At 28.0% G+C, this 13,632-nt stretch carries 12 protein-coding genes and 1 pseudogene; 10 read left to right on the forward strand and 3 right to left on the reverse strand.

All coding sequences use genetic code 11. The annotated features are described in order from the left end of the window. Positions 1–163: 163 nt before the first annotated feature. The gene (locus CW731_RS02735; protein WP_157812172.1) at positions 164–406 is read right to left on the reverse strand and encodes a hypothetical protein; all 243 of its coding nucleotides are present in this window, start codon (positions 404–406) and stop codon (positions 164–166) included. Positions 407–615: 209 nt separating this feature from the next. Between CW731_RS02735 and CW731_RS02740 the strand changes: the two genes are divergently transcribed. After that, the gene (locus CW731_RS02740; protein WP_100945289.1) at positions 616–990 is read left to right on the forward strand and encodes a Fur family transcriptional regulator; all 375 of its coding nucleotides are present in this window, start codon (positions 616–618) and stop codon (positions 988–990) included. 532 nt (positions 991–1,522) lie between these two features. On the opposite strand, the gene CW731_RS02745 is transcribed toward CW731_RS02740, so the two are convergent. Then, positions 1,523–3,358 carry a S41 family peptidase gene (locus CW731_RS02745; protein ID WP_100945290.1) on the reverse strand — a complete coding sequence of 612 codons (1,836 nt, stop codon included), beginning with the start codon at positions 3,356–3,358 and terminating at the stop codon, positions 1,523–1,525. Positions 3,359–3,521: 163 nt separating this feature from the next. On the opposite strand from CW731_RS02745, the gene CW731_RS02750 reads away from it, so the two are divergent. The 8 genes from CW731_RS02750 (at position 3,522) to CW731_RS02785 (ending at position 11,656) form a co-directional block, all read left to right on the forward strand. Beyond that, positions 3,522–4,529 (forward strand): sensor histidine kinase, encoded by a 1,008-nt coding sequence (locus CW731_RS02750; protein ID WP_100945291.1) that lies wholly within the window; start codon positions 3,522–3,524, stop codon positions 4,527–4,529. After that, positions 4,529–5,233, forward strand: coding sequence for a LytTR family DNA-binding domain-containing protein (locus tag CW731_RS02755; RefSeq protein ID WP_100945292.1), 705 nt, complete (start codon positions 4,529–4,531; stop codon positions 5,231–5,233). Before CW731_RS02750 ends, CW731_RS02755 begins: the two co-directional genes overlap by 1 nt. A gap of 251 nt (positions 5,234–5,484) precedes the next feature. Next, entirely contained in the window at positions 5,485–6,552 is a 1,068-nt protein-coding gene (locus CW731_RS02760; protein WP_100945293.1) for a TlpA disulfide reductase family protein, read from the forward strand. Positions 6,553–6,745: 193 nt separating this feature from the next. Continuing rightward, positions 6,746–7,117, forward strand: a complete 372-nt coding sequence (locus tag CW731_RS02765; protein ID WP_100945294.1) for a transposase — start codon at positions 6,746–6,748, stop codon at positions 7,115–7,117. Beyond that, complete coding sequence (locus CW731_RS02770) at positions 7,117–7,992, forward strand: IS3 family transposase (protein ID WP_157812244.1); 876 nt, start codon at positions 7,117–7,119, stop codon at positions 7,990–7,992. Before CW731_RS02765 ends, CW731_RS02770 begins: the two co-directional genes overlap by 1 nt. A gap of 65 nt (positions 7,993–8,057) precedes the next feature. After that, entirely contained in the window at positions 8,058–8,705 is a 648-nt protein-coding gene (locus CW731_RS02775) for a hypothetical protein (RefSeq protein WP_157812173.1), read from the forward strand. Positions 8,706–9,504: 799 nt separating this feature from the next. After that, positions 9,505–10,110: a hypothetical protein gene (locus CW731_RS02780; protein ID WP_100945297.1), complete on the forward strand. Its 606-nt coding sequence runs from the start codon at positions 9,505–9,507 to the stop codon at positions 10,108–10,110. 607 nt (positions 10,111–10,717) lie between these two features. Beyond that, complete coding sequence (locus CW731_RS02785) at positions 10,718–11,656, forward strand: DMT family transporter (RefSeq protein ID WP_100945298.1); 939 nt, start codon at positions 10,718–10,720, stop codon at positions 11,654–11,656. An 84-nt stretch (positions 11,657–11,740) separates the two neighbouring features. On the opposite strand, the pseudogene CW731_RS02790 reads toward CW731_RS02785, so the two are convergent. Continuing rightward, a pseudogene (locus CW731_RS02790) lies at positions 11,741–12,711 on the reverse strand (IS110 family transposase). A 438-nt stretch (positions 12,712–13,149) separates the two neighbouring features. Here CW731_RS02790 and CW731_RS02795 point away from each other — a divergent pair. Beyond that, positions 13,150–13,632, forward strand: coding sequence for a T9SS type A sorting domain-containing protein (locus tag CW731_RS02795; protein ID WP_100945299.1), 483 nt, complete (start codon positions 13,150–13,152; stop codon positions 13,630–13,632).

Here is a 13,632-nt window from a genome sequence, read left to right on the forward strand (position 1 = left end):
ATCAACGTTAAGACTAATAGCTTGCTAACAATACAGATAAGCATTTGAAAGCCGTTTATATAATTTCTTTTAAATGGTTTTAAAACATCATCTAAAAAACAGGTATACAAACACACAATTAACTAGTAATTAAACGTGTAAATAATAAAATGTATAGAAAAAATTATACTAGAAATGGAGGGGGGCGAGAAAATATTTCTCTTGGAATATTATTATTAGAAATAACGCTTCTGTAGTTGTTTGTTATTTCATTCTGTAAATTAAACTCAACATTCTTAATTTCATAATCAATTAAATCTAGCGCAATTGTTGGCGTTAAATTATCTAAAACTGCGGCGTCGCAAATAGCACAAAGTAGTACGTGCTCTTTATCATCGGTGTGAGTTAAAGCATGCAATCCTGCCATTTTCATTGATAGAAAAAGAGCAAGAAACAAATAAGTGATACTATGTTTTATGTAACTAACTTTCATTAAAATAAATAATAACTTAAATAAACAAATAAAATAGGTTTGTTCTTAAACTTATTTGTGTCTATTTACTTTGCAAATATAATATTAATTTTTATTATTGCAATATAATCGCAATAAATTATTGCAAACAAATCGCATTAGAGATGATGAGAAGAAATACTCCTAGTAAAGAGGCTGTTTTAAACACTTTAACAGAAACAGGAAAAGCGATGAGTCAAGATGAAATTGAACAAAAAATTTCTATTGATATTAATAGAGCTACCATATATCGTATTTTAAACAGGTTTTGTGAAGATGGTATTATACACAGAATTGTTGCTGAAAATGGAAAACAATATTTTGCATTATATAGTAACTCTAAAGAAGTAAAACAAGCCAAGGATCACTATCATTTTAGATGTACTAATTGTGAAACCATAGAATGTTTACATATTGAAGTTAATTTATCTATTCCGGATGGGTATCTGGTGCAAGGTATGAACTGTGTTTTAACAGGGCTATGTAAAAAGTGTTCGTAGTTAAGTTATAAAAGTGCAATACTATAGATTTTAATTTAATAATCTTTAGCCATACACATTTCCCTACCCTCCTATTGTTACTTTGTAAAAAGAGTGTTTACTCGTTCTCTTATATTTTGAGAAATAAGAACTCGTGAATCTCGTAAACTCGATTTCATTACTTTTTTTTAAGAAACTTTTAAAAAGAAAAAATAAAGAAAATTAGTATTGTAAAAGCTTTTTACCAAAGCAAATTTACATAACGCAGCACACTATAGTACAGTTTTATCGTAATTTCTGTATAGCCGTTATTGGGGCTATTTGATTATAAAATCTTCGTTGTAATTTTTTAAGGAAATTCTTGTTAATTTGTCACAAGAGTATAAAATTTAAGAAAAATGTTTTTTATACTCTTATAACATTTTTAGTTCCTATTAGAAACTCTATTTACATAATAACTTTGGTCAATAGAATTTCAATCAATTATTTAGAATCATATTTATAGATATCATTTATGCAGAGAACTTTTGTTTTGCTATAATATTTTATAGCCTTATTTATTGTTTTTTATTATTGTTATCAATTTTTCTAATTGAATATCCTTACCAATTATTATTTGTGATTCTTCTATTGGAATATAAATATCTGGTTCAGTGCCATTACCATCTAATGTTTTTCCATTTTTTTGAAACGATAGCATCGTTGATATTTTTACTCTAATTCCTGAATTTGATAAATATACTTTTTTAGAATTCCCACTTGAGCCATCTGTGGTAACTCCAACAATTTTAACATTAGGTAAGCCTTTAAATACAGAAGTAAATACAGTAGCTGCACTAAAACTGCGTTCGTTTACTAAAATGTAAACAGGTTTATTATAGCTTTCTTTTCCGTTTTTTAACACCATATAGTAAGGCTCAGAAAACTTCGATTTATCAAATGTCTTTTTTGTTTTAAACGTTTTATTAAAATCAGCAATTGCTTTTCTGTCTGCATTTGTGAAATTTTTTGAATTATAACTGTATAAATAACGCCCAGTCATTGATTTTTCGTCTTTATTATTAGTTTCATCTGTACGTAAATAAGCCACATTGGCTACCCAAGGCGATTGTTCTGGTTGTACCAAATAATTAGAAAATGTTTGTAAAATTTCCCTTCCTCCTCCAGGATTGTTTCTAACATCTATAATAAGTGCTTTTGCGTCTTTATATTTATTAATAGTACTGTGGATATAACTTTCTAATCCCTCAATATCACTGTAATGACTCATCATTGGGATACTGATATATCCAATATTTCCTTCTAATTTTTTATCCAGCTCTTTAAAGTTTTTCTTATATAAATGAATACTATTTTCCTGTGATTTATTCTCTATAAAGGTTCTGAATTTGTTGTTTTTTGTTAAAGTAACTGTTGTTTTTTTTACTTTATTTTGTTTATTTTTAAGGGTAACTGTAACCTTTTCAGGGGAATCAAGATTATAATTAAAAAATAATGAGCCTAAGCGCTGTATACTTTTTGCTCCTCTTGTTATTTTTGCAGCTTTTGGTGCTTTTTTATCTCGATAATTATATTTATTTATATAATCTTCAACTGTTATGTCATTAATAGATACTAAATATGGATGTTCTTTATCGTAAAATGAATTACCTTCTTGGTTTAATGCTATAATATGATCTCCTACAGAAACGACGCCAAATGGCAATTGCAATAAATAGGTAGTATGCTCTTTTTTATTGAAACTTTCATTTTTTATTGAAGAGTGTCTATCCCCTATTTCAGACATTATTTTTCCTAATTCATTCGTTAAATAATTAATATTAACAGAATCTATTTTCGTATTAATAGCCTGTTTTAAATTATTAATAGATGCATCATAATTATAATTTGATAATTTTGTATACGAAGATTTTGTTTCTAAAATTTGTTTAAACTCATCGATATCTGCTATAGCTTCTTCTTTGCTAATGTGTTTTACTATCTTTTTTTTAACCTTATTTTTCTTATTATATAATAATACTTTTTTTCTATTCTCTGCTGTAAAAGTCCCTGTATATTTCTTAGAAACACCATTTTTAGACAATTGTAAAGAAACTTTCTCAGTGACTTGGTAGTCTTTCATAGAATGCAATACGCTACCCAAATCTTCAGAAAAACGTTTTTTCCATTTGTTGCCAAAATTCTCTTTGCAAAAACGTAATAATACGTCTTTTGTAAAATGGTCTAATTTTTCAAAATGATACCATTCTTCTTCAAATTTTACGATAGGTTCTTCAGCTTCCCATTTAACAGCTGTAAAAGGAGATGCTCTTTCTATGTTTATTTTTTGAGCAAAAATTGTTGTAGATATTCCTAAAAAAAGGATAAAAAATAGATTTTGTAGTTTCATATAAATTTTATTTTAAAATAATTGAAGGCAAACATAGTTTAGCTCTAGAGTTGAAAAAAATAAAATCGACAAACACTAGTTCTTAATAGATAACGTCTAGTTTATACTCGACTTAACAAAACAGTATTTTTATATATTTACACAAAATCTTTTAATAAACAATATGCTGCAATTATCACATAAAACGATACAAACAATTAAAACCGCTTTTCATATCATTTTAATTACTGCTATAACTTTTCAGCTTTTAAGTAAAGCTTTTTTCTCATTACCAAATGATTGGCTTTTCTTTTTGACAAGTGGCGCAGTAGAAAATTTTGTATTCACATTAATTGCTTATCTCTTTTATTATTTCGTATTAAAATTAAACGGTATTTGGAAAAAAACAGGTTTTGTTATCCTCTTTATTATAATATTAATAGCATTAGCAGTACTTAAAGAGTATAGAATACATAATAGTATTGCAGCTCAACAAACTTTTGAATATTTTAAAAGCTTTTTAGGGTTAACACTTCTATTTTATTTAAGTATCTATTTTGTAAATCGCTTAGAATATTTAAATCGCTATAAAAAGTTAGAAAAAGAATTAAACCAAGCTAAATCACAATTATTACGACAACAATTCAATCCACATTTTTTATTTAATGCATTCAATTCATTGTATAGCATGTCTTTAAAGAATCATTCAAAAACACCCGATACTATTTTAAAATTATCTGGAATGATGCGTTATTTAACAGATGATACTATAATAAATAAAGTTAGACTGTCTAAAGAAATTGAATTTATAGAGCAATATATTGCCATTGAAAAAATACGTTTTGGTGAGGGATCAAACATAAATTTCAATATAGAAGGAAATTCTAATAATGTCTATATAGCACCTTTATTATTAGTTACTTTTGTAGAGAATGCATTTAAACATGGGTTTTATACCAACAACTCTAATAGTTTTGTTGCTATTTTAATGCGAATTTCAGATACTATTTTAGAATTTGAGGTTAAAAATAGTATTCAACAAAAACAACATTTTCAGGAAGAAACTAGAAAAGGGAAAGGTTTAGAAAATGTAAAAGAAAGATTAAAAATTACCTATCCTAAAAAGCACGATTTAAAAATAATGAATGCTGAAAACAATTTTCAAATTAACTTAAAAATAGAATTAGCCTAATGTATACCGTTATAATTATAGATGATGAACCTTTGGCTATTGATGTGCTAACTCATTATTTAAAACGTTTTAATAACTATAAAGTTGCACATACTTTCACCAACCCTACAGAGGCTTTTAAGTATTTAAACTCCAATTCTATAGATTTGGTTTTTACGGATATAGCAATGCCTCAAATATCTGGAATAGAATTAGTTACTATGTGTAAAAAACACGAATCAAAATTTATACTTACAACGTCGTATAGTGAGTATGCTGTAGAAAGTTTTGATTTAGATGTTGTTGATTATTTACTAAAACCTATTTCGTTAAGTCGTTTTAATAAAGCCATTGAACGGTTTGAGGAACGTGTAACAAAAAAGGAATCATCTCCTTCATCAATAAATAAATCCTCTTTTTTTATTAAAGAAGGAGATGAGTTTATAAAAATAAAGATTGCTGATATCGATTATATTGAAGGCATGAAAGATTACGCAAAAATTGTAACGGGTAACAATTTTTGTATGGCGCTGAAAACTTTAAAATCGATTGAAAAATTATTAGAAAGCAAACAATTCCTTAGAATCCATAAATCTTTTATAGTGCCATTGCAAAAAATAACACAATATAATGGAAAATCTGTTTTAATAAACACACATGAGGTTCCTGTAGGCAATAGTTATAGAAGTACATTGAAAACCTATTTAGAAAATAATAAGTTGTGATTATATTCCACTACTCTCCTATCGTCGCTTGGGCCAAAAAAAATTCCATTAACATTGTAGAAGAAACGTTAAAAGTACTTTCGCTTTTCACTAAAGAAAAGTTACATAACGCAGCACATTGTAGTATAATTTATGCAGACTTACAAATAACTGTAAAAAGTTATCTTATATAGAAAAATAATAACAAAATGCAATATATTTGATTGTATAATAATTGTTACCACATATTACTAACAAAAATCATAAGACCTATGAAAATTTCATATTTTACAGCAATTTTAGTAATTTTAACACTTTTAACGAATTGTAAAAAAAATGAAAATGATTTTTTTATAATACAAGGAAAAATTGATGGTAATTTTAAAAAATATATCTATTTAAAATTCAATAACAAAATTGATAGTACACTGGTCAAAAACAGCGAATTCTCATTTAAAGGAGAAACCGAAAATCCTATTGAAGCTACACTTTACCCTTCCTCTCCTAAATCAAAAAAAATGATGGGAATAGCATCATTTATGCTAGAAAATAATAAAATTTTTATTTCATTAAAGTATGAGCAATCTGATTTTAGAGGAGAATTAACTGATTTTTTAAAACTAGATAGTATTTCAGGTTCAAAAAGTCAGGAATTAAGTATAGCGTTTAATTCAAAAATGAAAAATACTTTTTATAATGTAAAAGAAGAAAGTATTAGAAAAAAACATCTTTATAGCAATCTGTTAGAGTTTATTAGAACTAATCCAAAATCAATATTAAGTGGAAAAAATCTTGCTTCTTTAAATAGCTTTTACGGATATTTAGACAGTAATCAAATGGAGAATTTATATAAATTAATTGATACAAATTATCAATCCAAAAAAGATTTAACCACTATTAAATATATTATAAAAAGAAGAAAATTATTAGACATAGGAAAAATTCCACCTACAGTTATTCTTCCAAATCAAAACAATAAATTAATTGACAACAGATCTATAAAAGCAAAATATATTTTATTTGAATTTTGGGCTTCTTGGTGCGTTCCTTGCAGACAAACTAACCCTGAATTAAAAAAAGTCTACAATGAATTTAAAAATGAAAAATTTGAAATATTAGGAATTTCCATTGATAAAGATATTAAAAAATGGAAAAAAGCAATTAATGATGATGATTTAGATTGGATTCAAGTAGTTGATTCTCTCAATACAAGTGCTGAAAAATTTCTACTTAAAGGAGTTCCTTATAATATTTTACTTGACTCAAGTGGAGTAATTATTAAGATAAATATTAAACCTAAAGAATTGAGTGAATTATTATCGGAAAAATTAAAAAAATAACATGTGGTAACACCGTATATAATTTATTGCTGGCTTCTTGCTTACTTGCGAAAGTCCTCGCGGACTTTCTTTGTCCGTAATTATTTACTAAATTTACTAAATTTACTACTAAACCACCGCAACAAACCATATACAACAACGTTGTGTTGTAAGTTGACCCGTCCTGAAATAAGGCTACATAATTTTAAACATTATGTATAGAAATGACAAAGTAATTAGACGGTATTCAGAACCTTTTAAATTAAAAATTTTAGCCGAACTTACAATCGGAAAACACACAAAGAGCGAACTTTGTAAACTCTACTCAATTGCACCTACAACAGTAAATGTGTGGATTAAAAAGTACAATCGTAAAGACTTAATGAACACCAGAGTAAAAGTGGAAACAAAAGACGAAATATCTAGAATTAAAGCGCTTCAAAAAGAGATTGAACAGCTTAAAAAACTACTACTTAAAAAGGATCTCGATGCTATGGTAGAAGAATCCTATTTAGAAGTAGCTGCAGAAGACCTCGGCTATAAATCTATTGCTGAACTAAAAAAAAAGTTAAGTATAAAGCCTTAATAAAAGCTAAAGAGAAATCTAAGAGATTTGCGTCTTTAACGACTATAACCCATTGTTTTGGACTTAAACGTGATGCGTATTATAAATACAAATCTAGAGCTGATAAACGTTTAATACTAGAACAACAGATTATAAATATTGTTAGAAAAAGACGCAAATCTCTTCCTAGAGAAGGGGTGCGTAAGCTTACTAAATCTTTAGATATAGATTTTAATAAAGTAAATATTAAAGTTGGTAGAGATACTTTATTTAATGTCCTTAGAAAACACCAAATGCTAACACTTAGAAGGAAAACTAGTGCCAGAACAACAAACTCATATCATCGATTTTATAAATATAATAATATTATAAAAGACTTAGAAATTACAAAACCTAATCAAGTTTGGGTAAGTGATATAACTTACATCAGAACAATTAAAGGCTTTTGTTACTTAGCTTTAATAACTGATATGTATTCTAGAAAAATTGTTGGTTACGACCTTAGTGATAGCCTGGAATTAAAAGGATGTGTGAGAGCATTAAATAAGGCGATTTATAAAGCTAAAAAAACTTGTACTGAGCCTAGTCGAAGTATTAATGGGCTTATTCATCATTCAGACAGAGGAATACAATATTGCAGTAATCTATACACTCAAATATTAAAAAGAAAGAAAATAGATATCAGTATGACTGAAGAAAATCATTGTTACGAAAACGCCATGGCTGAACGTGTAAATGGTATTTTAAAAGATGAATTTTATCTCGACCAAACCTTTGATAACGTGGCTCACGCTAAGAGAGCCGCAAAAAATGCAATTAATTTATACAACGAAATAAGATTACACTTATCTTTAGATTATAAAACACCAAATATGGTATATAAATTATCAGCTTAATTCAATTTTAACCTGTAGCCATATTTCAGGACAAGACAAGTAATTAAAAAAAAATGACGAAATTAATGACAAAAAACATATACCTGAACACAGGATTAGCTTCATTAATAGCATTCATTTTACTGATAATTATGAATTATTCTTGGCCTCAAACTGATTATTCTTTGAATGATGTAATACTTGGGAATATAAAACTATCAGAAATTGACAAAGGAAATTTTATTAAATCAATAGGAATAAATTATGCTTTAGATACAATCTTTATTTTTTCTTGGATTGGCTCTTGGATTGGATTGTTTTTGCATTTTAAATCTTTAAATATTAAGCTAATTGGAATTTGTTTTGGATTGAGTCTTTTAGGAGCATTATTAGATATTACAGAAAACTCTATAAGTTTTGGATTACTTGTTGGAAACAATAAGAGCGCTGAAAATATTTTGTTTATACATTCAATTATAAGAGATCTGAGTTTTTGGTTTCCAATGATAGCTTCTTTTATCTTAACTATGATAATACCTAAACAAAAAGGAATTGCCATTATATTTCTGAAAATAGTTGGAATTATTGGTGTTTTATTTGCAATTCTTGGAATGTACATTCAATATTTTTCTGCAATACCTTATTATTGGTTTGGAATTTGGTTTCTTGCTTCAGCAATATTTTTATTTAGTAATTATAAAAAAGGAGTTAACCGAATTACTTCTGAAATATGAAAAATAAAAACTACTTACAACACCTTGTAAAATTAATTGCTTGTTTTAGCCTACTTACGAAAATCCTCGCGGATTTTCTATTCCGTTTTTATTTACTAAATTTAGTGCTTAAAACACGCAACTAATCTTGTACAAACACGTTAGCAAACATTGCGTACTCAAATTTTAGAAAGCAAACTGTTTGTTTATGTTTCCCTGTTTAGATTTTCAGCTTTTTAAAAAGTTACTATTTTAAAATTATTTTATCTTTGAACCTAAATTTTAAAGTATTTATTTTATGAAAAAGTATTTTTTCCTATTTTTTGTTCTCAATTTATTGCTAATTTCATCCTGTACTGATGATGAAGGAATATGTACTTGCACATATGAGTCGCAAGGATGGAATGGTGGACAGGTGGTTGATCAAACTAGATCTGTAGATTATCCTTGTAATCTAAAACCTCCTTGTGAATAATCAAATTCTACTGATTAAGCAACAACATGAATATTAAAAACATATAGTTCTGAAAGAATTGTCCTATTTATGGACAAACCTAATCGTTATTTACTGAAACAAATCTAACGACTTACAAAAAGAATTGGTGGAGTTTTTATTTAGTAAATAGGTCTAATTTTTTTTGTTCTTTCTAATTTATATCTATAACTTGGTTTTTTTATTAAAATGCTAACTTAAGCCGTATAAAATTTATTGCTAGTTATCTTCGCAGACTTTCTATTCAGTAATTACTCAATAAATTAGGTGTATAAACACGCCACTAAAGAGACACAAATACATTACCGCCAATTTAAAGAACAGATTATGAAACCAATAAAAGCAATCTACAAAACGGTCTTACTTTTCATATTTGCAGCAACTATTTTAAGTTGCAACAATAAACCAAAATCTGATACAAAAAAGAATTCAGAAGTGATGTTGAAGTTATTCAACATAAAAACAACAAATCAATTTATTATTGATATTCCTGAGACTCTTAAAGATCAATGTATCATTGATGAATTTGTACAAATTGATTCATTCAACTATGCCAAAGGAACAACAACTAATACCAACACTGGAGAAAAAACAACTATCATTCTTGATTACAACAACATTGTTCCAGTAAATCATAATAACAGCAAGAATATTTTTCGCTTTCTTGCTCCACTTACTGTATCAGGTTCAGGAACGGGTAAATTCAAATACCTTAGCTTATTTGAGCTAAACTTAAAAACACATAATATTAACCATAGTGACTCTAAATTTTTAGGAGATAGAATTATTTTAAAAAAAATAGAATATGATGGAGATAAAAAATTAGAAGTTATTATAAAAGCACACAGATTAGAACAATCCTTTTCAGAAACTCCAACAGAAACAAAAAAAATAGTCTTTGATATTACGGATGTTATTTTACCCCACAAATAAAGTTAATTATTGAAATAATTTACCAATAAATATATTACTACAAAGAATTATAGAATGTTACATTTATTTAAGATAAAACAATTTCAAATGTTTAAAAATCTTAATAATATTGAATTAGAAAACGGATGCTAACAAAGTACTGTGGTAAAAACTCATTAATTTTTCACTAAAATACTTCTATAATTACAATCTACGCGAGTTTCAACGACTTAAAATCGAGGTCTAAAAGCCTCATAGAACTGTACGAAATCTGTGTAGAAAAAAGAGGGGATTTTCAATGTTAACGAGATCTAAAGTCTCTACGTATATAATAACCTTATTCCTCTCTTTTGTGCTTTCTGTTTATTTGTCTAATTTCTAATTTAATGAAATACAAACTTAAGACGTGTATAAATAATGGCTTGTCCTCACATACTTGAAAAATCCTGCTTGTTTTCCTCTGGCAAGTACCTGTTTACAAATGTCCTTAAAGAACCACGCACTGCTCATACACGAGACGTTGGGCGCAATTAAAAAAATCGATGAAAGTCAATAAAAAATACTTGATTGAATGATTATATACAAATCAAAAGATTAAATTTGTCGAATTAAAAAATATAGACATTTTATGAGGCAATTCATTCAAAATAAATATTTTCTACTCATCTTTATTGCTATAATCTGGGGTTCTTCTTTTATACTCATAAAAAAAATACTACCAGTATTTGACCCATATCAAATCGGAGCTTTTAGGGCAGGATTGTCAGGCTTGCTTTTGTCATTTATTGGATTCCCAGCTTTGAAAAGAATGTCAAAAAAGGACGTTTTTTGGATTGCTCTATCAGGATTATTTGGTAACTTTTTAGTGGTCTTTATTTTCCCTATTGCACAACAAGGCGTAAGTAGCTCATTGGCAGGCATCATAAATGCATTAGACCCAATATTTACACTCGTTTTAGGAGCAATTCTGTTTGGAATCAGAAATAAAGTTATTCAATATACTGGAGCAATAATTGGACTTATAGGTGCTATCATTTTAGTTTACTCTTCCAATTCAGGAAATGGCGAAAATCATCTTTATTATACGGTTTTATTGGTTATAGGTTCGGCACTTTATGCCGTTGCCGCACTTATTATTGAAAAAAAATTACATCACATAAAATCGACAGATATATCAACAGGTATTTACACTATTTGGATGGTGCCATCTCTTTTAATTTTAAGTTTTTCAGGTTTTTTTACAGACATTGATTACAGCCAGAATGAAACTTTAACGGCTCTAGGTTATTTAGTCTTTCTAACCGTTATTAGCACTACTTTGGTAATGTTTTTGTTTTTCAAGCTTGTTCAAGATACATCTGCAGTTTTTGTAAGTACCATTTCACTTTTATTACCAGTCGTTGCGGTAATTTGGGGAATTTTGGACAAAGAGAAATTTACAGTTTGGTATGCAATCGGTGGATTATTAATTTTGATTAGTGTATATCTCATTAGAGAAAAGAAAAATAAATCATTGGAAAGGAATAAAAACTGCGCACAACAAAGAACTGAGTTAAAAAGCAACTAATTTCTTCATTAATTTTGCGCATTAATATTCTAGCTTGAAAACCTTATTCTAGCTTTTTTTTATTCATTTTATGAAATATTTTTCCTATTTCGTTTTTAATACAGATACAAAACTTGCACCATAAGGATTTCCCGATTTTGCAATTGCAAAAGCTTGTTTAAGTAACTTATTAGACACTGCAATTAACGCTAACTTTTTACTTTTTCCTTTGTTTGTGATTCGTTCGTAAATTTCTCTACAACCTTTATTTTGCTTGCATGCACTAAAAGAACATAGAAGTAATAAATTCCGTAACTTTCTGTTTCCCAATTTACTTATTCTACTTCTCCCCCTTACACTGCTTCCAGATTCTCTAATTGTTGGCGTAATTCCTACATAACTACACAATTGTTTTGCATTTTCAAACTTCTTAAAACCATCTGTTACAACAATTAAAAATAATGCTGTCTTTACACCTATTCTTGGGATAATTTGCAATAAGGTAAGTTGCACTTGCTAATCTTCTTTCACTAAAGAAAGTAACTTTTGTTCCATCTCTAAAATCTCTTTATTCAAAATTTTTTTTATTTTGATTAAAGAACGATAAACAAATTTTTATAGAATACCTAGCACTTCTTCTCCATGAATTTTTTCTTAGTAGCAGTACGTTTCTTTATTAAACTATCCAACTATCGAAAGAGCTGCAAACACTCACTTTTAACGTCTGTTGAAGCACTGTATAATGGAACTTCATTAATAATTCCATAGCCACATATTGCTTTAGCATCACTTTTATCTGTTTTTACTTTGGCTAATTTCATCTGGATGAAACGCTTTACTGATTATGGATTTACAATGGATACTACTTGATCTTTCTTGTACAGAAATTGTGCTAATCTGTAGTGATAATAACCTGCTGCCTCCATAACAACCAGTGTATTATTTTCTAAAATTTTTAGAAACTTAACGAATCCTTTTTCTGTATTTTTAAACTGTAAATGACCTTTCAGACTGCCATAACAATCAAAAACATCTTTACTAATGTCAATTCCAAAAGTTTCTATATATATATTCATAAGAAATGATTTAAGAAAGAATAACCTACTTTTACTCACAACAACTTGAAAACGAGATCTAGGTATCACAGAACTGAACGTGATTTTTAGTAGAAAAGAAAGCCAATTATCAATGTTGTCGATGTCAAAGCTTCACCGTATATTAGAACCTTAATTCTCTCTTTTATTCTTTCTAATTTATATACTTAAATTTAGTGTTTTATTATAAAATGCTAACTTAAGACGTATAAATTTTATTGCTGGTTTTAGCCAATTTACGAAAGTCCTTGCGGACTTTCTATCTGTGATTTATTTGCTAACTTTAGTACTTAAAACAAGCAACAAACCATATACAAAAACGTTTCCAGTAATTCCAAAACCAATAAAAAACTGCATAATAATAGTAATAATAATAATAACAATATATTTACACTACCAACAATAAAAAATTAACAGCTTATGAAACTTAAAAAAACAATAACAAGCATTGTGTTTCTCCTATTAAGCTTAGGAGGATTACACGCACAAGAAAGCTCAACTGCCGCAGGTGGTGAGGCAACAGGAACAGGCGGAACAGCCAGTTACTCGGTAGGACAAGTCGTTTACACTACCAATACAGGGACAAACGGCACAATAAGTCAAGGTGTGCAACAAGCCTACGAAATTTTTACAGTAGGAATTAAAGATACCGATCTGAATGTTACGCTTTCGGTTTTTCCTAACCCAACTGCCCATAATTTAACCCTGCAAATAAGCGAGTACAACAACGAAAAGTTGTCGTATCAGCTTTTTGACATACAAGGTAAATTATTAAGCAACGGACAAGTAAACACAAAGAAAACGCAAATAAACACATCAACTTTGTCTTCTGCAACTTACTTTATAAATGTTCTAAACCAAGAAAAAAAACAGGTTCAATCATTTAAAATAATTAAAAATTAA

Origin of the sequence: Polaribacter sp. ALD11 (genome assembly GCF_002831685.1) — a bacterium.
Classification (GTDB): domain Bacteria; phylum Bacteroidota; class Bacteroidia; order Flavobacteriales; family Flavobacteriaceae; genus Polaribacter.